This window comes from Streptomyces sp. CBMA123 (assembly GCF_014596465.1).
Taxonomy (GTDB): Bacteria; Actinomycetota; Actinomycetes; order Streptomycetales; family Streptomycetaceae; genus Kitasatospora.
Window position 1 is genome coordinate 1 of record NZ_MECK01000041.1, and the last position, 23,790, is coordinate 23,790.

The following is a 23,790-nucleotide window of genomic DNA, read 5'->3' on the forward strand; positions in this document are numbered from 1 at the left end:
GCCGGCGCTCCCGACCGCCCGCCCAGGCCCGCAGCCGCTCCGCACGCCGCCGCCGGGGCGACAGCGGCGGCAGCTCGGGGACGGCCTCCGGCTCCTCGGCGGCCGTTCGGGAAGCGGCCGGCGGGGTGGTGGACGACAGGGGATCGGTCATCGGAAGGCTCCTTGCCTCGGGCGGCTGCGATCGACTGTGATCGACTGCGTCGACTTCGGGCCCGGTACCGCCCGGGCCGCGCCCGGTGATCATGGCGGACCGTACCTGAACCCCCGCTTAAGCCCGGTCCGGAGCTCTCAGCCGCACCTGGCACCCTGAACGGATGCACATACTCGTCGTGGAGGACGAACAGCGGATGGCCACCGCGCTGCGGCGCGGCCTGGAGGCCGACGGCCACACCGTCGACACCGCCCACAACGGCCCCGAGGGCCTCGCCCTCGCCGAGCGCCACCCCTACGACGTGATCGTCCTGGACATCATGCTGCCGGGCCTCAACGGCTACCGGGTCTGCGCCCGGCTGCGCGCGGGCGGCTGCCGGGCCGGCATCCTGATGCTCACCGCCAAGGACGGCGAGTGGGACGAGGCCGAGGCCCTGGACACCGGCGCCGACGACTACCTCTCCAAGCCGTTCTCCTTCGTCGTCCTGCTCGCCCGGCTGCGCGCCCTGCACCGCCGGATCGACCAGCAGCGCCCCCGGCTGCACACCCTCGGCGACCTCGTGCTGGACGCCAACGCCCGCACCTGCACCCGGGCCGGCACCCCCACCCACCTGACCGCCCGCGAGTTCGCGATCCTGGAGCACCTGGCGGCCCGGGCCGGGACGGTCGTCTCCAAGCGCGAGATCCTCGACCACGTCTGGGACGCCGACCACGACGCCGACCCGAGCATCGTCGAGGTGCACGTCCACGCCCTGCGCCGCAAGATCGACTCCCCGTTCGGCCGGTCCGCGCTGCAGACCATGCGCGGCGCCGGCTACCGGCTCGACCCGGACGGCGGCTGAGATGCGTCGACTCCCGCACTGGGCGGGCCGGCTCGTCCCCCGTACGGTGCGCGCCCGGGCCACCGCCGCGGCCGGTACGGTGCTGGCCGCCGCGCTCGCCCTGGCCGGGGCCGGGCTGCTCGCCGCCGTCCACGCCGACCTGGTCGCCTCGGCCGCCTCAGCGACCCGGCAGCAGGCCGACTCGGTCGCCCAACTCGCCCTCCAGGGGCGGCTGCCGGCCGTCCTCCACACCGGGCACGGCACCGACTTCCTCCAGGTCGTCGACGCCCGGGGCACCGTCCTCGCCGCCAGCCCCAACCTGGCCGGCCGCGCCGCCGTCGCCACCGAGCGGCGCACCGGCTCGCTCACCACCACCGAGGTCGACCCGCTCTACGACCACCACCGCCAGCGGCTCACCGCCGTCGCCGCCGACACCCCCAACGGGCCGGTCACCGTCTACGCGGGCGCCTCGCTGCGCGCCGCCGACGAGGCGATGGACATCACCCAGGCCGGGCTCGCCGTCGCCTGCCCGCTGCTGCTGCTCACCGGCGTGGTGGTCACCTGGAAGGTCACCGGGCAGGCGCTGCGGCCGGTGGAGGCGATCCGTGCCGAGGTCGACGCCATCACCGGCCAGGACCTGCACCGGCGCGTCCCCGAGCCCGGCACCGCCGACGAGATCGCCCGGCTCGCCGCCACCATGAACGCGATGCTCGACCGGCTGGAGGCCTCCGGCCGCCGCCAGCGGCAGTTCATCGCCGACGCCTCGCACGAACTGCGCAGCCCGCTGGCGGTGCTGCGCACCCAGCTGGAGGTCGCCGACACCCACCCGGACCAGGCCGTCCGCGCCGAACTGGTGCACGGCGCCCTCGCGGACACCGACCGGCTGCAGAACCTCGCCACCGACCTGCTGCTGCTCGCCCGCCTCGACGCCGGCGGCGCCGACGAGCGCCCCCGTCAGCGGATCGACCTCACCGACCTGGTCGCCACCACCGTGCTGGCCCGCCCCTGCGGCCCGCACCGCCGCACCACCGACCTCGCCCCGGAGGTCGCCGTCGACGGCATCCCGCTCTGGCTCGTCCGGCTGCTCACCAACCTGCTGGACAACGCCGAGCGGCACGCGGCCGGCACCGTCCACGTCCGGCTGTCCACCGACCCGGTCCGCGGCCTCGCCCTGCTGGACGTCGAGGACGACGGCCCCGGCATCCCGCCCGCCGACCGGGAGCGCGTCTTCGAACGCTTCACCCGGCTGGACGACGCCCGCTCCCGCGACCACGGCGGCACCGGCCTGGGCCTGTCGATCGCCCGCGACATCGCCCGCCACCACCACGGCACCCTCACCGTCGCCCCGACCCAGAGCCAGACCCAGGCCCAGACCGCGGCCGGCGCCCGGCTCACCGCCGCGATCCCTCTGGCGGCGGATGCCTGAGCGGCCCGCGGGACCCGTTCGGCGCAGCCGGGATCGTGGTGGCGCCCGATGCTTCCCAGACTCGAAGGACGAGGGGGTGGACTCGACCGGAGAGGCATTCTCATGAGCATCGGGCTTCGTCGCATCCTCGCGGTGGCCGCAGTGGTCTCCCTCGGCTTGGGCGCCGCCTCCTGCGGCAGCGCCAAGCAGGCCTCGTCGGGCGGCGGTTCGTCGGGCTCCGCTGCCGCGGGTGCCGGGGCGAGCGGCACCGTGGCGGTGGGGGCGGTGCGGATCGGCCTGTTGCTGCCCGAGACCAAGACCACCCGCTACGAGCAGTTCGACCGCCCGTTGATCGAGCAGCGGATCAAGCAGCTGGCGCCCGAGGCGCAGATCGACTACTACAACGCCAACCAGGACGCGACCCTCCAGCAGACCCAGGTGGACACCGCCCTCACCAAGGGCGACAAGGTGCTGATCCTGGACGCGGTGGACGCCAAGTCGATCCAGTCCTCCGTCCAGAAGGCCCATGACGCGGGCGTCAAGGTGCTCGCCTACGACCGGCTCGCCCAGGGCCCGGTCGACGCGTACGTGTCCTTCGACAACCACAAGGTCGGCGAACTCCAGGGCCAGGCCCTGGTGGCGGCGGTCGGCGGCAAGGCGGGCGCGGGCGAGATCTTCATGATCAACGGCTCGCCCACCGACCCCAACGCGGCCGACTTCAAGGCCGGCGCGCACAGCGCGATCGACGGCAAGCTGAAGATCGGCAAGGAGTACGACACCCCCCAGTGGGACCCGAACACGGCCAACCAGGAGGCCGCCGCCGCGATCACCGCGATCGGCGCGGCCAACGTGGTCGGTGCCTACTCGGCCAACGACGGCATGGCCGCGGGCGTCGCGACCGCCCTCAAGGCGGCCGGCCTGAGCGTGCCGCTCACCGGCCAGGACGCCCAGATCGACGGCATCCAGCGGATCGTGGCCGGCACCCAGACCATGACGATCTACAAGCCGTTCAAGCCGGAGGCCGACGCCGCCGCCCGGATGGCCGTCGCGCTGGCCGCCGGCCAGGCCCTGGACTCCACCCTGGCGCCGACCACGGTCACCAATGGCAGCGGCAACAAGGTGCCGGCCAACCTGATCACCCCGGTCGTCGTCGACAAGAACAACATCAAGACCACCGTGGTCCAGGACGGCCTCTACACCGTCGCCCAGATCTGCACGCCGGACTTCGCCGACGCCTGCAAGAGCGCCGGCCTCCAGTAGCCGGCCGCACCCCCTCGAAGCCGAACGGCCCCGCCCCAGCACGGGTGCGGGGCAAGGGAGTTGGTCACTGTGGCAGGTGAGACCGTACTGGCCCTGCGCGGGGTCTCCAAACGGTTCGGCGCCGTCCAGGCGCTCACCGACATCGAACTGGAGGTGCACGCCGGCGAGGTGCTGGCCCTGGTCGGCGACAACGGCGCCGGAAAGTCCACCCTGGTCAAGGCGATCGCCGGGGTGCACCAGCCCGACGAGGGCGCCATCGAATGGCAGGGCCGGCCGGTCAGCATCCACCGGCCCCAGGACGCCCAGCAGCTGGGCATCGCCACGGTCTACCAGGACCTCGCGCTGTGCGACAACCTCGACGTGGTCGGGAACCTCTTCCTCGGCCGCGAGATCCGCCGCCTCGGCATCCTCGACGAGGTCGCGATGGAGAAGCGCTCCCGGGCACTGCTGGACACCCTCTCCATCCGCATCCCCAGCGTGCGGATCCCGGTCGCCTCGCTCTCCGGCGGTCAGCGCCAGGTCGTCGCGATCGCCCGCGCGCTGATCGGCTCGCCCAAGGTCGTGATGCTGGACGAACCGACCGCGGCCCTCGGCGTCGAACAGACCGCCCAGGTGCTCGACCTGGTCGAGCGGCTGCGCGAACAGGACCACGGCGTGATCCTGATCAGCCACAACATGGCGGACGTGATGGCCGTCGCGGACACCGTCGCGGTGCTGCGCCTCGGCCGCAACAACGGCGTCTTCGACAAGCGCCACACCAACCAGGAAGAGATCATCTCGGCCATCACCGGCGCCACGGACAACGCCGTGACCCGCCGCAGGGCCCGGGGTCAGGAGGGTTCGGAGTGAGCGACCACAATCCCGGGGGCTTCCCCGGCGGCGACCCCGAACGCCACCACCCGCCGCTGCCCGAGGACAGCATGCCCACCGGCGGCGTCAACGCCCCCGTCCCGGTGGCCCCGGAGGCCACCCCCGCGGTCGACCCCCGGCTGATCGTGCGCCAGGAGGGCGTCAGGGGGTATCTGGGCGAGTTCCGCCGGCGGATGCGCAGCGGCGAACTGGGCTCGCTGCCCGTCGTGCTGGCCCTGATCGTGATCTGGGCGGTGTTCGGCAGCCTCAACAGCAGCTTCCTGTCCGCCCAGAACCTGTCCAACCTGTCCCAGCAGATCGTCGGCACCGGCATGATCGCGATCGGCGTGGTCTTCGTGCTGCTGCTCGGCGAGATCGACCTCTCGGTCGGCTCGGTCAGCGGCCTGTGCGCGGCGATCTACGCCGTCCTGAACGTCAGCAACGGCGTCAACCAGTGGGTCGCCCTGATCTCCGCGATCGTCGGCGGCACGATCGTCGGCGCCATCCAGGGCTTCTTCTTCGCCAAGGTCGGCGTCCCGGCCTTCGTCGTCACCCTGGCCGGCAACCTCGGCTGGAACGGCCTGATGCTCCAGGTGCTCGGCGCCAGCGGCACCGTCAACCTCTCCGGCACGGACATCGTCTCCCGGCTCTACAGCACCATCTACGGCCAGCAGATCGCCGCGTACGGCGCGGCGTTCGTCGGAGTGGCGCTGTTCCTGCTCGCCTCGCTGGTCGACGCCCGCCGGCGCCAGGCCGCGGGCGTCCCCTCCCGGCCGGCCGCCGACATCGCACTGCGCACCGTGCTGCTGGCGGTCATCGCCTTCCTTGCCGCCTACACGCTCAACCAGTACAAGGGGCTGCCGTTGGCCCTGCTGATCTTCCTGATCTTCATCGTGGTGCTGGACTTCATGCTGCGCCGCACCTCCTACGGCCGCCAGGTGTTCGCACTCGGCGGCAACATCGAGGGCGCCCGCCGGGCCGGCATCAACATCTCGTGGATCCGGATCAGCGTCTTCGCCATCTGCTCCACCATGGCCGGGATCGGCGGTCTCTTCCTGGCCGCGCAGATCCAGTCCGCCAGCCAGACCTCCGGTGGCGGCAACCTGCTGATGAACGCCATCGCGGCGGCCGTCATCGGCGGTACCAGCCTGTTCGGCGGGCGCGGCACGACCTGGTCGGCGCTGCTGGGTGCGCTGGTGATCGGCTCGATCCAGTCCGGGATGAACATCCAGGGCCTGAGCAACGCCATCCAGTTCATGATCACCGGGGCGGTGCTGCTGGCTGCCGTCGTGGTCGACTCGCTGGCCCGGCGCACCCAGCGGGCGGCCGGGCGGGCGTGAGCGGTGCCCGGTGGGCGTGGGCGGTGCCTGGTGGGCCCTATGCTGCGGGGATGCCGAGTGAGCTGCGAGTTCATCGACCGGACACCGATCAGGCGTTCATCCTGCGGGAGACCGAACTGACGCCCGTGCCCTTCGTGCCCGAGATCCGCCTGCAGATGGCCCAGGACGCCATCGCGCTGTGGGAGACCACCGAACGCGAGCGCGGCCGGGCCGGAATGCCACCGCCGTTCTGGGCGTTCGCCTGGGCCGGCGGGGTCGCGGTCGCCCGCTACGTGCTGGACCACCCCGAACTGGTCGACGGGCGGGCGGTGCTGGACATCGCCGCCGGATCCGGACTGGTCGGGGTGGCGGCCGCGCTGCGCGGCGCCAAGGACGTCCGGGCGGCCGAGATCGACGCCTACGCCGTCGCCGCGATCGGCCTCAACGCCGAGGCCAACGGCGTCCGGGTGGCGGGAGCGCTGGCCGACCTGGTGGACGGCGACGGCGCTCCCGCCGAGGTGGTGCTGGCCGGCGACGTCTTCTACGAACGGGCCATGGCCGCCCGCTTCCTGCCCTTCCTGGAGCGGGCCGCCGCCCGCGGCGCCACCGTGATCGTCGGCGACCCGGGCCGCGCCTACCTGCCCCGGGAGCGGTTCACCGCGGTCGCCGCGTACCAGGTGCCGGTGGTGGCGGACCTGGAGGACACCTCGGTCAAGACCACCACGGTGTGGCGCCTGGGCTGACCGTCCGCGGCCACCGCACCTGGCAGGCCGCCGACTACCACCCCGAACCGCAGTGGAGCCGCTGGGTCAAGCCGCCGGCGGGCGGGACGACGCCCCCGGCCTGACGCGGCCGGGCCGGACGCGGGCGGCGGCCCGCGCACCGTCCGGACGGCCGCCGAGCGCCGGCGGCCGTCAGCCGCGCAGGCGGGCCAGCCAGGCCTCGACCTCGGCGGAGCCGCGCGGGAGGTCGGCGGAGAGGTTCTCGTTGCCGTCCTCGGTGACCAGGATGTCGTCCTCGATCCGCACCCCGATGCCCCGGTACTCCTCCGGCACCGTCAGGTCGTTCTGCTGGAAGTAGAGGCCGGGCTCGACGGTGAGCACCATGCCCGGCAGCAGCGTCCCGTCGAGGTGCTCCTCGGTGCGCGAGTGGGCGCAGTCGTGGACGTCGATGCCGAGCATGTGGCCCGTCCCGGCCAGGGTGAAGCGGCGGTGCAGGCCCAGCTCGTACACCTTGTCGGCGGTGAGGTCGCCGAACAGGCCCCAGGCGGTGAGGTGTTCGGCCAGTTCGCGCTGGGCGGCGTGGTGGAAGTCGCGGAAGTCGGCGCCGGGCCGGACGGCCGCGATGCCGGCCTCCTGGGCGGCGTGGACGGCGTCGTAGACCTTCCGCTGGATGTCGGTGAAGCGGCCGGAGACCGGCAGGGTGCGGGTCACGTCCGCGGTGTACAGCTCGTTGGTCTCCACGCCGGCGTCGAGCAGCAGCAGGTCGCCGGGGCGGGCCTGGCCGTTGTTGCGCACCCAGTGCAGGGTGGTGGCATGCGGCCCGGCGGCGGCGATGGTGCTGTAGCCGACGTCGTTGCCCTCCAGCCGGGCCCGGACGAAGAAGGTCCCCTCGATGAGCCGCTCCGGCGTCCGGGCGTCGGTGCCGAGGACGCGCACCACGTCCTCGAAGCCGCGGGCGGTCGCCTGGCAGGCGAAGCGCAGCTCGGCGATCTCGAACTCGTCCTTCACCAGGCGCATTCCGGACAGGAACACCTCGAAGTCCGCGTCCCGCTCGGCGACCGCCCGGCCGTCGAGGGCGGCCTCCACCCCGGCGTCGTGCCCGCGCAGCACCCGCACCGGGGCGGTGGCCGCGGCCAGGTCGGCGCGCACGGTGCGGACGTCCCGGCAGGGGAGGCCGAACAGCTTCTCGCTCTCGGTCAGGCTGTTGCGGCGCCCGTCCCACAGTTCGCCGTGGCCGTCCAGCCAGAACTCGCCGCTCTCGATGTCGGAGCGGTCGCGCAGGTAGAGCACCGCGTGGTGGCCGGTGTCCCCGGTGGGCTCCAGCACCAGGACGGCGTCCTGGGACTGGTCGCCGGTCAGGTAGACGTAGTCGGAGGACGGGCGGAACGGGTAGTCGGTGTCATTGGCCCGCACCTTGGGGTTGCCGGACGGCACCACCAGCAGCTCGCCCGGGAAGGCGGCGGACAGCGTGGCCCGGCGGCGCTCGGTGTGGGCGGCCTGCGGGATCGGCTCCAGGCCGTGGCGCTCGGTGTCGGCCCAGCCGTGCTTCATGCTCTCGGCCAGTTCCTCGGTCACCCCGCGCGTGAGGCCGTTCTTGCGGTACTTGATGGGCTCGGTGGGCTGGGCGGACTCGGTCACAGCGGACTCTCCAGTCGGGGGCCTGGGTACGACGCCTCGTCGCGTCGACCCGCCGGGTACGTAACAAGCGTTGTGTACCGTATATCGAACGGAGCCCGAAGAGAAGGGGCCGGTGCTGATGCGGCCGGTGCCGACGGGCTGCGCCGGGTCGCCGACGGCGCCCGGGCGCGGTCCCGCTCCTGCCTCGCCCCCGACCGGCCCGAGATCCGCCGGCTCCTGGAAGCCGACATCGCCGACCGGGCCCACGCCCCGCGCGCCCTCGACGGCGGCCCCTGCTCCACCACCGAACTCGCCCGCACCCTCGCCATCACCCCGCGCTCCGCCTCCGCCCATGCCGTCGCCCTGCGCGCCGTCAGGCTGATCGCCACCCGGTGCGAGGGCAAGCAGGTCCGGCACGCGCTCAGCGAGGTCGGGCACGACCTGCTGCTCGGCAATCCGGCGGTTGCGCGGGCGGGGTAGTGCATATTTTGTCGGTTTGTCAGATCGGAGTTCGGCTGTACACCGCCGAATGGGGCAGGATGATCGGCATGACGGACACCCTCAGCTGGCTCGCGGAGCCGGAGTCGATCGCCTTCGGCGGCTACAGCGTGGTCCTGGCGCGCGGCCTGGATCCGGCGGAACTCGTGGCCCGGATCGCCGCCGAGGCCGTTCCGCGGTGCACCGCGCGACCGCTCGGGCCGTACACCGGCGAGGACCTGATCGAGGAACACGAACTCGACCTCGCCAGCGGGACGGAGGACCTCGCACTACGCCACGGACAGGTCGGCGACCTCGCCTACGCCGTCGCCTACGGCTACTGGCAGGGCGAGTTGGGCATCCCGGCGACCGTCTCGCGCGGCGGCGCCGAGGTGTACCACGTCGAGTACGAGGAGGAGAACGGCAAGCCGGTGCCGCCGAACTTCTCCGCCTCGTGGGACGGGCGGCCGCTCTGCTCCTTCAACCTCCACCTGGACTCCAGCTGGGGCTTCGACGGCGTCGACGGCGACCCGGAGACGGCGGCGGCGGTGACCGCCGACCTGGCCGCCGCCGGACTGCCCGACCCGGAGCGGGAGAAGCGGGACGTCCACCGCACCTGCCTGGAACTGCTCGGCCGCCGCTTCGGGCTGGCCCTGCCGCGCGCGGCGGTGCTGGACGGCGAACTGCCCGCCGTACTGCTGGAGGCCGCGTGACGGCGCAAGGGGAGTCCTGGGCGTTCGGCTGCGCCGAGTGCTACGGCGAGGACGCGCAGGCCGTGTGGGCGCGCCAGCGGGAGGGCTTCGCCTACGAGGCGGCGGTGGTGGCCGACCCGCACTTCGCCGTCTCCGTCCGCCGCTGCCTGGCCTGCGCCCAGCGCTTCGGCTGGATCCGCACCGAGTTCACCGACTGGTCGGGCGGCGACGACGCCAGCTACCTGACGGTCCTGCCGCTGACCGGCCGGGAGGCCACCGCCCTGGCCGTCGGCACCCTCGCCCCGCTCGACCTCGGCCCGCTCGGCGAGGGCCGCCGCCACCTCCACCACGACCGGCCGAGCGGCGGCCCGGACCGACTGCACTGGGCCACCGGGCCGTTCCCGGTCGAGGAAGGCCACTGAGGCGTCAGGGCGGGGACCCCTGACGCCTCGGCTCGGGTGGCGGCTCGGACCCATACCGGCCGCCGGGCCGCGCTCGGCGGCCGGTGTGGGCCCGGCCGGAGCGCCGGACCGTTGCCGTGGCCCTGGTGGACGACCACGCGGGCGTGACGGGGTGGCTCTCCGGTTCCCCGCCGTGGCCGGTGAGGTGCGGCGGGGTCTTGCGGTCCGCGCCGGGCCCCACTCTCACGGAGGGCGGTAGACGGACTGCCAACGTCCGTCCGGGGACGGCCGGGCCTGTCGGCCCGGAGCCGGGGCGGGGCCGTTGATCGACTGTCTACCCGCTGCTGCGAATGTGCGGACGCTTGGTTCGCACGTGAGCAAGGAGCAACAGAAGTGTTTCCAACAGTGGTGACCCGTACGGTGGTTGGCAGCGTGGCCGTTCTGGCGGCGGTGGCCGGTGCCTTCGCCGTGACGGCGGGGGATCCGGTACGGGAGTCGGCACGGGACGGCTCGTCGGCCTGCGGGGGGTCGACGGACGTGCAGTGCCTGGCGAACAAGGTCGCCTGGAACGGGACGGGGCTGGTCATCCGGTTGAAGTGACCGATCCGTTCGAAGTGACCTACCCGTTCGAATGACCTACCCGTTCGAAGTGACGGACCCGTCGGCGGTGGCCAGCGCCGTCAGCAGCGACTTGGCGTCGGCGGATTCCGGGGCGCCCAGGCCGCTGAGCAGCAGGTGCGCCTGCGCGGCGTGAGCCCGGGCGGCGGAGTGGTCGCCGCGGGCGGTCACCGCATTGGCCAACACCAGGTGGGCGAGAGCGCGTTCGCGCTGTCGCCCACCTCGCGTTGCCAGGGCCAGTGCCCGGTGCGCCTCCTGCACGGCCTCGTCCACCCGCCCGAGCAGGCGCAGCACGTCGGCCAGGCGGCTGCGGGCGGCCGACTCCCGGTCCAGGTCCCCGGCGGGGCCCGCGCGGTCGACGCAGAAGCGCAGCTGGGCGGCGGCCTCGTTCAGCCGGCCGAGCACCTGGTAGGCGAGGCCGAGGACGTAGTGCACATAGGCCGTCATCGCGGGGTCGCCCGGTTCTGCGAGCAGTCGGCGGCAGGTGTCGGCGGCCCCTTCGGCCTGACCGGTGCGGATCCGGGACAGCGCCGCGTTCGCGGTGCTCGCCACCTCGCCCGAGCGGTGACCGAGCCGCCGGGCGAGGGCCGCTGCCTCGTCGAAGGCGCTGATCGCCTCCGCGTGCCGGGCCTGGGCCTGGGCGATCAGGCCCAGGTCGTTGAGGGCCTGCCGGAGCACGGCCGGGTCGTCCGTCTCCGCACAGGCCCGGGCCGCCTGCCGGGCCTGCTCGGCGGCCTCGTCCAGCCGGGCCCGGCCCAGCAGGACGGTGCCCAGCAGGAACCGGGCGCGTCCCTCGGCGGCACGGTCGTGGTTGTCGACCGCGGCGGTGACGAGCAGACGGGCCGCCTCCTCCGCCCGGCCGGCGAAGGCGCCGAGACCGAGCGGGCTGAGGGCGATCAACAGGTCGACGGCCGACCGCAGGGTGGCGGCGTCCGGGTCGAGCGTGGCGACGGCGGCGGCGAGCGCGACGGCACTGGGGGTTTCGGCGCGCGCCCAGTGGCGGGCGTCCGCCAGATCCCCGAAGTCCGGGCAGGTGGCCGGCTCGCCGAAGACATCGGCCACCGGGTCGCCGGGGACGGCGAGGGCGAAGGCCGTACGGGCGCGGGTGAGCAGCAGGGCCAGCAGGCTGCGGTGGGCGGCGGCGCGTTCGTCCGGGCCGTGCCGCAGGGACGTCCGGCGGGCGAAGGCGCGCACCAGGTCGTGGAAGCGGTAGCGGCCGGCGCCGATCGATTCGAGGAGGGCCTGGTCCACCAGGGCCTCGGCGAGGTGCTCCGCCTGGTCTTCGGTCAGGTCGAGGACGGCGGCGGCCGAGGCCAGGCCGATGTCCGGCTCGATCCAGGAGAGTCGGCGGAAGGCTGTGGTGAGGGGTGGCGGGAGAAGCCGGTAACCGAGGTCGAAGACCTGCTCGATGGCGAGGTCGCGGGTGCGGAGCGCGGCCAGGCCCTCCCGGTCGTCGGCGAGGCGCCGGAGGAGGTCCGCGATCGGCTGGTCCGGAGAGGCCGCGAGTTGGGCGGCGGCGATCCGTACGGCGAGCGGGAGGCGGCCGCAGGCCTCGACCAGCTGCTCGGCCTGGGTGTGCTGGGCGGAGCGGCGGGCGCGGCCGATGAGCGAGTCGAGGAGGGCGATCGCCTCCGGGGGGCTGAACACGTCCAGCGGGATGCGTAGGAGGGTGGGGAGGCTGGGCAGTGAGGTGCGGCTGGTGGCGATCACGGCGCAGTCGGAGGAGCCGGGCAGCAGGGGCTGGATCTGGGCGTCATCGTGGGCGTTGTCGAGGACGATGAGGAGCTGCTTGCCCGTGCTGGCCGTCCGGAAGAGTGCGGACCGGCCGGGGAGGTCCTTGGGCACGGCGGCGGGGCGGACGCCCAGGGCGGTCAGGAAGTCCGCGAGGATGTCGGAGGCGCTGGCGGGGACCAGGTCGGCGCCGCGCAGGTCCGCGTAGAGGCGGCCGTCGGGGAAGTCCGGGCGCAGGGCGTGGGCGGCGCGTACGGCGAGGGCGGTCTTGCCGACCCCGGCCATGCCGGTGACGGTCACCAGGCGCAGGCCGGAGGTGGTGCGGTCGGTGAGGGCCCGGGTGAGGTCGGCGACGTGGTGCTGTCGTCCGGTGAAGTGGGGTGGGGTGGTGGGGAGTTGGTCCGGGTCCAACTCGCTCCGAAGCGCGGCGAGTTCGGGCCCCGGCTCGATTCCCAGGTGTTCGACGAAGCGGGAGTGCAGGGCGTCGTAGGTCGCCCGGGCCTCGGCCGTACGGTCGGTGCGGTGCAGGGCGCGGATGAGCAGCCCTTGCAGCCGCTCACGGAAGGGGTGCTCGGCGGTCAACGACCGCAACTCGGCGAGGTGGTCGGCGGGATCGCCGAGCGCGAGGCGCTCTTCCAGGAGCGTGAGCCGCAGTTCCGCCAGTCGCTGCCGCTCCCGCTCCATGAACGGCCCCGGCAGGCCGAGGAGCGGCTCCCCGCGCCAGAGCCCGAGGGCTTCCGTCAGATGCTCCGAGGCCCTCTCGGCGGTGGAGCTGCGGGCGAGTTCATGGAGCTGCCTGACCTGCCACAGGTCGACGCTGCCGGGTTCGACCGCCAGCCGGTACCCGCCCGCCTGGGCGAGCAGGACGGTAGGGGTCTCTCGCACCGGCTCCAGCAGTTTCCGCAGCTGCGAGATGTAGGAGCGGATGGCGACGACCGGCGACCCGGGCGGCTCGTCCCCCCATGAGTCCGCGATCAAATCGTCCATGGAGACCACGGAGTTGACCCGGAGGAGGAGAGAGGCCAGCACCGATCGCTGTCTGGGGGCACCCAGTTCGATGTCGGTACCGGAGCGCTGCACCCGGAGCGGCCCGAGCAGTGCGAAGCTCAGCTGATCCGGATCACCAACCGGCCGCAAGGCGTTCCCCCAAAGTCCGAGTCGGCACCGGGATCGCCGACCAGCCTCACATCCTCGCTGGCGCGGCACCCGTTGACAAACGCGCACTCGACTCTCGGCCATCGCCGGTTCGTTCCGCCGTCGGAGTCATCGCCGTGGGGAGCTTCCCGCTCGCGGGCGCCGTCACCTTCCCGCTGCCTGGCGACATGCCTCCGACGGCGAGCACTCCGGTGTTCGTCCTCGTCCTTCTTGCCACCTCCGCGGGCGGACTCACCCTCGCCGCCGGGTGGATGAGGATCCCAAGGAAGTGCGGGCTTCGAGCGCCGGCTCGAAGCCCGCACCGTAGGTCTACTCCTCAGACGCCGTTGAGGGCGTAGTTGCGGAAGGTGGCGAGGAGCGGGAGCACTTCGGTCTTGCTCGGGTCCTCCGTGACGGCCCGCATCGCGTCGATCACGGTGTGGGCGATGACCTTGGTGACGGTGAGGTCGTCGGCTGCGGCGACGGTGCCCCAGGCCTTGAGGGTCTGGGTGAGCAGGGCGCTCATCCGGGCGCCGATGTTGGCGCTGACGGCGTCCGACAGCTCCGCGATCTCCTCGTCGCTCATGCTCGACCTGAGGCCGAAGGCCAGGGCCATCAGCGTGTCCATCGCGTGCTCGCCGTACGCGGCGACCAGCGCCGGCAGCGACCGCTCGTCGGCGCGGCCCGCCGCCAGGGCGGACAGTGCCTCGTCGTCGTCCTTCCACGCCGCCTCCAGGGCGGCCAAGGCCCGGAGGGCCTCGTCCATGCTCAGCCCGTCTGTCATGCGGGCAACGCTATTGAGCCCCTGGTGCCCGAAGGTGCAATTCGGGCACCAGGATCACTCCATCGAGCGAAGCGGGGGCTATTCCGGCCGGTGGACGTGGGCGAAGTGCTCCGCGTTCCAGCTGCCGCCCAGTTCGGGGGCCAGGGAGGCGACGGCCAGGGCGGCGAAGTCCTCGGCCGCGCCGGCCCGTTCGGGCAGGGCGCCGAGCAGCGGGGCGCCGGCCGAGCGGGGCAGGTCGGCGAGGTTGCAGCGTTCGGCGAGGCCGGGCTCGGCGGGCCAGGAGCCGACGAGGACGCCGGCCAGCGGGAGTCGGCGGGCGGCGAGGGCCTCCGCCGTGAGCGAGACGATGTTGAGGGTGCCGAGTCCGGCGGAGGCGATGAGCAGTACCTCGGCGTCGAGGCCGGCGTCCAGGACGGCCCGGGCCTGGTCGGCCAGGGTGCGGCCCTGGTCGTCGTAGCGGACGAGCAGGCCGCCCGCGCCTTCGACGAGGACGAGGTCGTGGGTGGCGGCCAGATCGGCGACGGCGTGGACCACCTCGGCGGGGGAGAGGTAGGGCAGGCCGGAGCGCCGGGCGGCGGTGTCGGGGGCCAGCGGCTCGGGGTAGCGGACCAGCTCACTGATCGTCAGTTCACCTGCCAGCCGCCGCACTTCGGCCGCGTCGCCGGGCTCGTCCGGGGTCACGCCGGTCTGCCCGGGCTTGAGCACGGCGACCTTCCGGCCGTCCCGCAGCGCCGCCGAGGCGAGGGCCGCCGTGGCGACGGTCTTGCCGACGTCCGTGTTGGTGCCCGTCACGAACAGGATGCGCGCGCTCATCCGGCCACCGCCGCGGCGGTCACGGCGGCAGCGATCCGTGCCACGTCCTCGTCCTCCGTCACATAGGGGGGCATGGTGTAGATCAGGTCCCGGAAGGGGCGCAGCCAGACGCCCTCGCGGGCGGCGGCCTCGGTGGCCGCCGGGACGTTCACGGGGTGGTCCAACTGGACGACGCCGATGGCGCCTTGGACCCGTACGTCGTGGACGCCCGGAAGCTCGGCGGCCCGAGCGAGGCCGTCCCGCAGGCCGCCCTCGATGCGCTTGACCTCCACCGCCCAGTCCTGCCCGAGCAGCAGGTCCAGCGAGGCGTTGGCGGCGGCGCAGGCCAGCGGGTTGCCCATGAAGGTCGGGCCGTGGGCGAGGACGGGCATCTCGCCGCGGCTGATGCCGTCGGCGATCCGAGTCGTGCACAGGGCGGCGGCCAGGGTCAGGTAGCCGCCGGTGAGGGCCTTGCCCAGGCACATCACGTCCGGGGCGACGCCCGCGTGGTCGGCGGCGAACAGGGCGCCGCTGCGGCCGAAGCCGGTGGCGATCTCGTCGAAGACGAGCAGCACGCCGTGGCGGTCGCAGAGTTCGCGCAGCATCCGCAGGTAGGCGGGGGAGTGGAACTGCATGCCGCCCGCGCCCTGGACCACCGGTTCGACGATGACGGCGGCCAGCTCGTCGGCATGACGGGCCATCAACTCTTCGAACTGGGCGGCGTATTCGGGGTCGAGCGGGGCGTCGAAGCCGGCCGGCGGCTGCGGCGCGAAGAGCTGTCCGGGCAGCACCCCGCCCCACAGGTGGTGCATCCCGCCGTCCGGGTCGCAGACCGACATCGGGTGGAAGGTGTCGCCGTGGTAGCCGCCGCGCCAGGTCAGCAGCCGGCGCTTCCGCGGCTGCCCGAGGGACTGCCAGTACTGCAGGCACATCTTCATCGCGACCTCGACGGCGACCGAGCCCGAGTCGGCGAGGAAGACGTGCTGCAGCGGTTCCGGGGTGATCTCCACCAGCCGGGCGGCCAGCCGGACGGCGGGCTCGTGGGTGAGCCCGCCGAACATCACGTGGCTCATCCGTCCCAGCTGCTCGCGCACCGCCTCGTCCAGCACCGGGTGCCGGTAGCCGTGGATCGCCGCCCACCAGGACGACATCCCGTCGACCAGCTCGCGCCGCCCGCCCGCGACGGGCTCGGCCAGGCGCAGTCGCACGCCCGAGGCGGACTCGACCACGTACGGGGTGACGGTGCCGGGCATCGGCCCGTACGGGTGCCAGACGTGCGCCCGGTCGAGGGTGAGCAGCGTGTCCGCGGACAGCTGGGACATGGTGAGATCTCTCCGAAGGGTCAGGCGTTGGGCGCGAGTTCGGTGCCGGCGCCGCGACGGCGGACCTTGACCAGGTCGCTGCGCAGCTCGTCGTCGTCCGGAGCCTCGGTGGTCTCCGGGGCGGCCGGGGCGTCCTCGGGGGCGTCGTGGGCGTGCCCGCCGCACGGCCCGCAGCCGCCGCCGCTGCCGCACGCCGAGGCGGCGGTGCCGCAGCCCGAGGCCGTCGTGCCGCAGGACGAGGCGGCGGCGATGTCGGCGCGGTGGCGGGGCAGGGTGGCCTCGCCGGCGCCCTCGACCTCGAAGCCCGCGTCCTTGATCATGTCGAGGTCGGCCTGCCCGGCCTGGCCCTCGCTGGTCAGGTAGTCGCCGAGGAAGATCGAGTTGGCGATGTGCAGGCCGAGCGGCTGCATGGTGCGCAGGTGCACCTCGCGCCCGCCGGCGATCCGCACCTCGGTGTCGGGGTTGACGAAGCGGACCATCGCCAGGATGCGCAGGCAGCGCTGCGGGGTGAGGTTCCACTCCTTGGCGAGCGGGGTGCCCTCGAAGGGGATGAGGAAGTTGACGGGGACGGAGTCCGAGCCCAGCTCGCGCAGCGCGAACACCACGTCGACGAGGTCCTCGTCGCTCTCGCCCATGCCGGCGATCAGGCCGGAGCAGGCGGACAGGCCCGCGCCGTGGGCCTTCTGGACGGTGTCCACCCGGTCCGCGTAGGTGTGGGTCTTGGTGATGGTCCCGTAGGTGCTCTCGGAGGTGTTCAGGTTGTGGTTGTAGGCGTCGGCGCCGGCCGCCTTCAGCCGCTCGGCCTGGTTGTCGGAGAGCAGGCCGAGGCAGACGCAGATCTCGACCTCGGGGTCGGCGTCCTTGATGGCGGCCATGGTGTCGGTGACCCGGTCGATGTCACGGTCCGTCGGGCCGCGGCCGCTGGCGACCAGGCAGACCCGCTTGGCGCCGCCGGCCACCCCGGCGCGGGCGGCGTCGGCGGCCTGGTCCGGCTTGAGCCAGGTGTACTTGAGGATCTCGGCCTTGGACCCGAGCCGCTGGGAGCAGTAGGAGCAGTCCTCGGGGCAGAGCCCGCTCTTGAGGTTCACCAGGTAGTTGAGCTTGACCCGGCGGCCGAACCAGCGGCGGCGCACCTTGCCGGCCGCGGCGACCACGTCGAGCAGCTCGTCGTCGGTGGTGGCGAGGACGGCCAGGGCCTCCTCGCGGGTCGGGACTTCGCCGCGCAGGCCCTTGGCGGTGAGGGTATCGAGCAGATCCATGGGGCCGATCCTGCCTGGTGGCGCTCGAATGGCGCCAGAGCAAACCCACCAGAAGATCTCCGGAAGGATGTGCCGATTGCCACAGTGTCGAAGCTCACGGCGTCGGCGCTGGTCACGAGCTTGACGGTGGCCCCGGAGCCCGGTTACCGACGGGTAGCGCGAACGCCGCCGGAGCGAAGATCGACAGCGCCCGACCCCGTGACCCACGCCACCCGGCGGGTGCTTAGAATCTGCGCCATGACCACGCAGGGGGAGCGCACCCCGACTCCGGGAGAGGGCCGCGACGGCCGGGCAGGACAGCGGACCGGCGGGGGTCCCGTCGAGGCGGAACGCCGGCGCGGCCGGCGGGTCACCGCCCGCCGGGCGGTCGGCTGGGTCGTCATGGTGGGCGTGGTCGCGGCCGGCGGATGGATCATCACCCAACCGATGCCCGGCGACTACATACCCGGGCTGGGCCCGTCCCACAAGGACGCCTCCAGCACGCCCCCCGTGGTGGGCTCCCCGCCGCCGACCACCGACCCCGAGGGCCTCAACGCGGACAACCTGTTCCCCGCCCAGCGCCCGGTCGAGGTCGCCGGCTACAAGGCCCGGCGCGGCGGCATCCGGCAGGGCGAGAAGTGCGACGAGGTGCTCCAGGACCGTACCCAGGAGCTGCTCAAGGACAGCGGCTGCCAGGCCTACCTGATCGTCAGCTTCACCGGCGTCGACCACCCGGTGCGCAGCAGCGTCACCCTGCTGCGCTTCGCCGACCAGGCCGCCGCCGCCAGGGCCGCCGACACTCTGCGCGGCAAGCCCGGCGTGGTCGCCTTCATGCTCGCCGACACCAACATCGCGCCCGCCCCGTCCGCCGGCAGCGCCAAGCCGGGCAGCGAGGCCCGGGTCGAGGCGGTCGGCCACTACGTGACCGTCACCAGCTCCCGCCCCGGCGACGCCCGCCCGGCCGACACCGCCTCCTCGAACCCGGCGCCGTCCACCCCGGCGTCGTCCACCCCGGCGCCGACCGCATCCGGTTCAGGCGGTGAGCCGAACCTGGACGAGGCCACCCGGGCGCTGTCCTACGCGGCGGGTCAGCCGTTTGTGTGGATGTGACAAACGCCAAGGGGCCCGGCGCGCGCCGGGCCCCTTTTTGACGTTCACTCAACCGTCGATCCTGACGGAGGGTCAGCCGTCGAGCCGGTCCACCGCGGTGACCCGCAGCACCGCCCGGCCCTCCTCGTCGGAGCCGTACAGGTCGACCTCGGCGCTGATGCCCCAGTCGTGGTCGCCCTCCGGGTCGTCGAAGATCTGCCGGACCTTCCAGGCGGAGTCCTCCTCCTCGATGATCAGCATCTTGGGGCCGCGCGCGTCCGGGCCGGTGCCGAGGTCGTCGTACTCGTCCCAGTAGCCGTCCATGGCGTCCGCCCAGCGGTCGGCGTCCCAGCCGTACTCGCCGTCCAGCTCGCCGAGGACGTTCCAGTGCTCCAGGGCGCACAGCTCCACCCGGCGGAACATCTCGTTGCGCACCAGCACCCGGAACGCCCGGGCGTTCGCCGTCACCGGCGCCGGCTTGTCGTCCAGGGTGACCTCGGGGGTGGCCGGGTCGGTCGGGTTGGCCAGCTGCTCCCACTCGTCCAGCAGGCTGGAGTCGACCTGGCGGACCAGCTCGCCGAGCCAGGCGATGACGTCCTTGAGGTCGTCCGTCTTCACATCCTCGGGGACGGTCTGCTCCAGCGCCTTGTACGCGCCGGCCAGGTAGCGCAGCACGATGCCCTCGGTGCGGGCCAGTTCGTAGAAGCCGACGTAGTCCGAGAAGGTCATCGCCCGCTCGTACAGGTCGCGCACCACGGACTTGGGCTGGAGCTGGTGGTCGCCGATCCACGGGTGCGCCCGGCGGTACACCTCGTACGCGTGGGTGAGCAGCTCCTCCAGCGGCTTCGGGTAGGTGATCTCCTGGAGCCGCTCCATCCGCTCCTCGTACTCGATGCCGTCGCGCTTCATCTCGCCGACGGCCTCGCCGCGGGCCTTGTTCTGCTGGGCGGCGAGGATCTGGCGCGGGTCGTCGAGGGTCGCCTCGACCACCGAGATCACGTCCATCGCGTACGAGGGCGAGGTCGGGTCGAGCAGCTCGAAGGAGGCCAGCGCGAAGGTGGAGAGCGGCTGGTTGAGCGCGAAGTTCTCCTGGAGGTCCAGGGTCAGCCGGACGATCCGGCCCTCGGCGTCCGGCTCCGGCAGCCGCTCCACCACGCCGCCCTCCAGCAGCGAGCGGTAGATGGCGATCGTGGTGCGGATGTGCCGGCGCTGGGCGGCCTTGTCCTCGTGGTTGTCGGTCAGCAGCTTGCGCATCGCCTCGAAGGCGTTGCCCGGGCGGCCGATCACCGAGAGCAGCATCGCGTGGCTCACCTTGAACCGGGAGACCAGCGGCTCCGGGTCGGCGCCGATCAGCTTCTCGAAGGTCTCCTCGGTCCAGCCGACGAAACCCTCCGGCGCCTTCTTCCGCACCACCTTGCGCTTCTTCTTCGGGTCGTCGCCGGCCTTGGCGATCGCCTTGTCGTTCTCGATCACGTGCTCCGGCGCCTGGGCGACCACCTGGCCGACGGTGTCGAAGCCGGCCCGGCCGGCCCGCCCGGCGATCTGGTGGAACTCACGGGCGCGCAGGATTCGCACACGCTGTCCGTCGTACTTCGACAGGGCGGTGAACAGCACCGTGCGGATCGGCACGTTGACGCCGACGCCGAGCGTGTCCGTCCCGCAGATCACCTTCAACAGGCCCGCCTGGGCGAGGCGTTCGACCAGCCGGCGGTACTTCGGCAGCATGCCCGCGTGGTGCACGCCGATGCCGTGGCGGACGAAACGGGACAGGTTGCGGCCGAACTTGGTGGTGAAACGGAAGCCGCCGATCAGCTCGGCGATGGCCTCCTTCTCCGCCTTCGAGCACATGTTGATGCTCATCAGCGACTGCGCCCGCTCCACCGCCTCCTTCTGGGTGAAGTGCACGACGTAGACCGGCGCCTGGCCGGTCTGCAGCAGCTCCTCCAGGGTGTCGTGCATGGTGGTGCGGCGGTACTCGTAGAACAGCGGCACCGGGCGGGTCGCGTTGCGCACCACCGTGGTGGGACGGCCGGTGCGGCGGGTCAGGTCCTCCTCGAAGCGGCGCACGTCGCCGAGCGTCGCCGACATCAGCAGGAACTGCGCCTGCGGCAGCTCCAGCAGCGGGATCTGCCACGCCCAGCCGCGGTCCGGCTCCGCGTAGAAGTGGAACTCGTCCATCACCACCTGGCCGATGTCCGCCCGGGTACCGTCCCGCAGCGCGATCTGCGCCAGCACCTCGGCCGTGCAGCAGATGATCGGCGCGGTCGGGTTGACGCTCGCGTCGCCCGTCATCATGCCGACCTGCTCGGTGCCGAACATCTTCACCAGGTCGAAGAACTTCTCCGACACCAGCGCCTTGATCGGCGCCGTGTAGAACGTCCGCTGCCCCTCGGCCAGCGCCGCGAAGTGCGCACCCGCCGCCACCAGGGACTTGCCCGAGCCGGTCGGCGTCGCGAGGATCACGTTGTTCCCCGAGACCAGCTCGATCAGCGCCTCCTCCTGCGCCGGGTACAGCGTGATCCCGCGCTCCTGCGCCCAGGCTGCGAAGGTCTCGTACAGCGCGTCGGGGGTGGCGGGCTTCGGCATCAGATCAAGGAGGGTCACCAGGCTATCTTGCCTGCTCGCCGCCACCCCGGGCAAAGCCCGGTGGCGGGGCGGCGGGGCGGCGAGGACGGAAGGCAGTGGCGGGGCGGCGAGGCCGGAAGGGCGCGGCGGGGTCAGAACGGAGCGGTGGGGGACTGCCCGGCCAGCTGGGGGGCGTTGGCGCAGCCCTGGGCGCGGACGAGTTCCCGCGCGGTGCGCAGCGCGGCGTCGACGCGGATCTGGTGGACCCTGGCGGCGGGCGTCTCGGCGGCGCCGCGGTCGCCGGTGATCGTGATCTTGCGGTACGGGGGCGGGGCGGTGCCGCTCTTCTCGCGGGCGGCGGGGGATGCGGGGGCGGCGGGGGAGTCGCAGCGGACCACCAGCTGCACCGTGCCGTCGTGGAAGAGCCAGCCCTGCGCGCCGGAGCCGAACTCCAGCCGGGCGGGGCGGACCGGTGCCCAGCCGACGTTCTCCGCGTCGGTCTTCGTCCGCAGGAACCGCTCGTCCGCGAGCGCGACCTCGATCTTCGCGACCCAGTGGGTCCGGGCGTCGTCGCCCTTCCAGTCCACGGCGCAGACCGGATCGGCGAGGGCGTTCCGGCTGTCCAGCTGCTCCGTCCCCTGCCAGACGACGGCCTGGTGACCCTCGCCGGACAGCTCCGCGAGGTCGTCGTGGGTGAACGCGTTCCAGCAGGCGTCCGTCGGCACGTCGGCCGACTGCGCGGACCGCCACCACCAGGCCCCGCCACCGACGCCGGCGGCCAGCACCGCCGCACCGAGGGCGACCGGCAGCACGCGCCGGCGCGAGCGCTCAGCCATGGGCCTTCCCCTTCTCCTGCTTCTCCCCCACGAGACCGGGCATCGCCGGTGCGGTGGTGGGCAGTTGCACCTGGTTGGTGCACCGGTACTCGGCCGCGGCGGCCCGGGCGATCTTCAACGCGATGTCGCCGTACGCCCGACTCCCCTGCTCCGACGGCGCGGCGACGACCCCGTCGCTCCCGACGTCGACACGGAAGTACGGCGGCGCCGTCCTGTGCTTGGGATCGGTCGCGGCGGGCACCTGGAAGTCGCACCGCACGTACAGCCGGACGCGGTGGCTACCGTCCGCCGTGGCCAGCCAAGCCGCGCCGGGACCGCCGTCCAGCGGGGTCACCCGGCGGTCGCGCGCGGTGTCCTGGGCGCGGTCGGCGTCGATGCCGCTCCAGGCGGGGTCGACCCGTACGGCCAGCAGCCGGCCCTGGCGGCCGTCGTCCCCGTGCCAGGAGAGCTGGCACGCGTTGCTGCGGATCTCGTTCTCCTGCGGCGAGGTCGGCGTCTGGATCCGGGGGCGGGGCGCGACCTCGGACACCGTCCCGTACGCTCCGGCGAGCGGCTTCAGGTCCGCCTCGGAGAGCGCCGACCAGCAGGCGCTGCGCGGGATCTCCAGCGATCGCCACGGCCGCCACACCCACAGCACGCTGCCCGCGATGAGGGCCACCCCCAGGACCCCCGCCGACCACGGCGCCCACCGCCGCCGGGGCGGCCGCGGGTCGTCGGGCGGGTTCGGAACGAAGTGCGCGACGTCGACCATGGTTCAGCTTTCCGTCCGTATCGGGGTTGCGAGGGCCGGGGCCGGGAATAGTCGTTTCGTTGTCCCGGCCGAATCGGCGGAATCAGCTGGGCCGGCCAAGCGCCGCGGATACATTCGACGATCGAATTCGAAGTTCGCCACGTGTCCATCCTCCAAAGGGAGACCGGCACGGAGCGTACCGAAATCATCGACGCTCCGTGGGGGAATCCGGCGCGAATGGCCGACCGAGAATACGGAATGAGAGATTCGGTATTTTCGATATTCACTCGCGGTGAACCCGGGTGGACGGCGACAAGAACACCCCGGCCGAGTTGTGCCGAGTCGCACATTGCCGCCGTCTCGCGGGGCGTGCCAGAGTGCCGGGCATGACCCTCCCGCTGACGTCCGCACCGCCCGTCGCCCCGCCCGCCCCGGGGCACGTCTTCGACTGGCTCGACGAGGCCGCCGCACTGCGGGCCGACGCCGGGCTGACCCGCAGACTGCGCAGCCGGGGCGCGGAGGACCGGGTGCTGGACCTCGCCGGGAATGACTACCTGGGGCTGACCCGCCACCCGGCGGTGACCACGGCCGCCGGAGAAGCGGCGCGGCGCTGGGGCGGCGGGTCCACGGGCTCCCGGCTGGTGACGGGGACGACCGCGCTGCACACCGAACTCGAGGCGGAACTCGCCGAGTTCTGCGGAGTGGAGGCCGCGCTGGTGTTCTCCTCCGGGTACACCGCGAACCTCGCCGCACTGACCGCGCTGACCGACCCGGACACCCTGATCGTCTCCGACGCCTACAACCACGCCTCGCTGATCGACGGCTGCCGGCTCGCCCGCGCCGACGTCCACCGGGCCCCGCACAGCGACCCGGCGGCCGTCGCCGAGGTGCTCGCCGGACGGCAACAGCAGCGGGCGCTGGTGGTGACCGACTCGGTGTTCTCGGTGGACGGCGACGCGGCGCCGCTGCGCGGGCTGTCCGAAGCCGCCCGGGCGCACGGCGCCGCGCTCCTGGTGGACGACGCCCACGGGCTGGGCGTCCTCGGCCCCGGCGGGCGCGGAGCCCTGGCCGCCGCCGGGCTGGCCGGGGCGCCGGACACCGTCGCCACCGTGACCCTCTCCAAGTCCCTCGGCTCCCAGGGCGGCGCCGTCCTCGGCCCGCACCGGGTGATCCGGCACCTCACCGAGACCGCCCGCACCTTCATCTTCGACACCGGCCTCGCCCCGGCCGCCGTCGGC

General features: G+C 73.2%; 21 protein-coding genes. 12 read left to right on the top strand and 9 right to left on the bottom strand.

Translation table 11 applies throughout. The features are described from left to right. Positions 1 to 314 precede the first annotated feature (314 nt). From BG452_RS07185 to BG452_RS07210, 6 genes are all read left to right on the top strand, one after another. Positions 315 to 992: a response regulator transcription factor gene (locus tag BG452_RS07185; RefSeq protein WP_188303339.1), complete on the top strand. Its 678-nt coding sequence runs from the start codon at positions 315 to 317 to the stop codon at positions 990 to 992. Position 993: 1 nt separating this feature from the next. Further along, on the top strand, positions 994 to 2,397 hold the full coding sequence (locus tag BG452_RS07190; RefSeq protein WP_188303340.1) for a sensor histidine kinase: 1,404 nt from the start codon (positions 994 to 996) through the stop codon (positions 2,395 to 2,397). A gap of 102 nt (positions 2,398 to 2,499) precedes the next feature. Next, entirely contained in the window at positions 2,500 to 3,636 is a 1,137-nt protein-coding gene (locus BG452_RS07195) for a substrate-binding domain-containing protein (RefSeq protein WP_188303341.1), read from the top strand. Between the two features lie 69 nt (positions 3,637 to 3,705). Then, on the top strand, positions 3,706 to 4,485 hold the full coding sequence (locus tag BG452_RS07200; RefSeq protein WP_411292894.1) for an ATP-binding cassette domain-containing protein: 780 nt from the start codon (positions 3,706 to 3,708) through the stop codon (positions 4,483 to 4,485). 71 nt (positions 4,486 to 4,556) lie between these two features. Beyond that, positions 4,557 to 5,825, top strand: a complete 1,269-nt coding sequence (locus tag BG452_RS07205; protein WP_188303358.1) for a sugar ABC transporter permease — start codon at positions 4,557 to 4,559, stop codon at positions 5,823 to 5,825. Positions 5,826 to 5,875: 50 nt separating this feature from the next. After that, on the top strand, positions 5,876 to 6,547 hold the full coding sequence (locus BG452_RS07210) for a class I SAM-dependent methyltransferase (RefSeq protein ID WP_188303343.1): 672 nt from the start codon (positions 5,876 to 5,878) through the stop codon (positions 6,545 to 6,547). A gap of 171 nt (positions 6,548 to 6,718) precedes the next feature. Here the strand turns inward: BG452_RS07210 and BG452_RS07215 are convergent, their stop codons facing one another. Beyond that, entirely contained in the window at positions 6,719 to 8,164 is a 1,446-nt protein-coding gene (locus BG452_RS07215) for an aminopeptidase P family protein (protein ID WP_317620936.1), read from the bottom strand. 72 nt (positions 8,165 to 8,236) lie between these two features. Here BG452_RS07215 and BG452_RS07220 point away from each other — a divergent pair, with 72 nt between their 5' ends. From BG452_RS07220 to BG452_RS46945, 4 genes are all read left to right on the top strand, one after another. After that, positions 8,237 to 8,623 carry a helix-turn-helix domain-containing protein gene (locus BG452_RS07220; RefSeq protein ID WP_188303344.1) on the top strand — a complete coding sequence of 129 codons (387 nt, stop codon included), beginning with the start codon at positions 8,237 to 8,239 and terminating at the stop codon, positions 8,621 to 8,623. Between the two features lie 68 nt (positions 8,624 to 8,691). Further along, complete coding sequence (locus BG452_RS07225; RefSeq protein ID WP_188303345.1) at positions 8,692 to 9,333, top strand: hypothetical protein; 642 nt, start codon at positions 8,692 to 8,694, stop codon at positions 9,331 to 9,333. After that, on the top strand, positions 9,330 to 9,734 hold the full coding sequence (locus BG452_RS07230) for a hypothetical protein (RefSeq protein ID WP_188303346.1): 405 nt from the start codon (positions 9,330 to 9,332) through the stop codon (positions 9,732 to 9,734). Before BG452_RS07225 ends, BG452_RS07230 begins: the two co-directional genes overlap by 4 nt. A 411-nt stretch (positions 9,735 to 10,145) precedes the next feature. Next, a complete protein-coding gene (locus BG452_RS46945) occupies positions 10,146 to 10,313 on the top strand; it encodes a hypothetical protein (RefSeq protein ID WP_188303347.1) in 168 nt (55 codons plus the stop codon). A gap of 36 nt (positions 10,314 to 10,349) precedes the next feature. On the opposite strand, the gene BG452_RS07240 is transcribed toward BG452_RS46945, so the two are convergent. The 5 genes from BG452_RS07240 to bioB all read right to left on the bottom strand — a co-directional run bounded on the left by BG452_RS07240 (position 10,350) and on the right by bioB (position 17,353). Then, the gene (locus BG452_RS07240) at positions 10,350 to 13,301 is read right to left on the bottom strand and encodes an AfsR/SARP family transcriptional regulator (protein ID WP_223241878.1); all 2,952 of its coding nucleotides are present in this window, start codon (positions 13,299 to 13,301) and stop codon (positions 10,350 to 10,352) included. A gap of 232 nt (positions 13,302 to 13,533) precedes the next feature. Further along, the gene (locus BG452_RS07245; protein WP_188303349.1) at positions 13,534 to 13,980 is read right to left on the bottom strand and encodes a hypothetical protein; all 447 of its coding nucleotides are present in this window, start codon (positions 13,978 to 13,980) and stop codon (positions 13,534 to 13,536) included. 78 nt (positions 13,981 to 14,058) lie between these two features. Beyond that, the gene (bioD, locus tag BG452_RS07250; protein WP_188303350.1) at positions 14,059 to 14,793 is read right to left on the bottom strand and encodes a dethiobiotin synthase; all 735 of its coding nucleotides are present in this window, start codon (positions 14,791 to 14,793) and stop codon (positions 14,059 to 14,061) included. Further along, a complete protein-coding gene (locus BG452_RS07255; RefSeq protein ID WP_188303351.1) occupies positions 14,790 to 16,094 on the bottom strand; it encodes an adenosylmethionine--8-amino-7-oxononanoate transaminase in 1,305 nt (434 codons plus the stop codon). The genes bioD and BG452_RS07255 overlap by 4 nt, the downstream gene beginning before the upstream one ends. Positions 16,095 to 16,114: 20 nt before the next feature. Then, on the bottom strand, positions 16,115 to 17,353 hold the full coding sequence (gene bioB, locus BG452_RS07260; protein ID WP_188303352.1) for a biotin synthase BioB: 1,239 nt from the start codon (positions 17,351 to 17,353) through the stop codon (positions 16,115 to 16,117). Positions 17,354 to 17,590: 237 nt separating this feature from the next. On the opposite strand from bioB, the gene BG452_RS07265 reads away from it, so the two are divergent. Further along, positions 17,591 to 18,442: a hypothetical protein gene (locus tag BG452_RS07265; protein WP_188303353.1), complete on the top strand. Its 852-nt coding sequence runs from the start codon at positions 17,591 to 17,593 to the stop codon at positions 18,440 to 18,442. 72 nt (positions 18,443 to 18,514) lie between these two features. Here BG452_RS07265 and BG452_RS07270 read toward each other — a convergent pair whose 3' ends face one another. The 3 genes from BG452_RS07270 to BG452_RS07280 all read right to left on the bottom strand — a co-directional run bounded on the left by BG452_RS07270 (position 18,515) and on the right by BG452_RS07280 (position 22,573). Beyond that, positions 18,515 to 21,007 carry a DEAD/DEAH box helicase gene (locus tag BG452_RS07270; protein ID WP_223241879.1) on the bottom strand — a complete coding sequence of 831 codons (2,493 nt, stop codon included), beginning with the start codon at positions 21,005 to 21,007 and terminating at the stop codon, positions 18,515 to 18,517. A 131-nt stretch (positions 21,008 to 21,138) separates the two neighbouring features. After that, the gene (locus BG452_RS07275; protein ID WP_188303355.1) at positions 21,139 to 21,822 is read right to left on the bottom strand and encodes a hypothetical protein; all 684 of its coding nucleotides are present in this window, start codon (positions 21,820 to 21,822) and stop codon (positions 21,139 to 21,141) included. Then, positions 21,815 to 22,573, bottom strand: a complete 759-nt coding sequence (locus tag BG452_RS07280; protein ID WP_188303356.1) for a hypothetical protein — start codon at positions 22,571 to 22,573, stop codon at positions 21,815 to 21,817. The genes BG452_RS07275 and BG452_RS07280 overlap by 8 nt, the downstream gene beginning before the upstream one ends. 365 nt (positions 22,574 to 22,938) lie before the next feature. Here BG452_RS07280 and BG452_RS07285 point away from each other — a divergent pair. Further along, positions 22,939 to 23,790, top strand: an 852-nt coding sequence (locus tag BG452_RS07285; RefSeq protein WP_188303357.1) for an aminotransferase class I/II-fold pyridoxal phosphate-dependent enzyme, incomplete at its 3' end; no start/stop codon positions are given.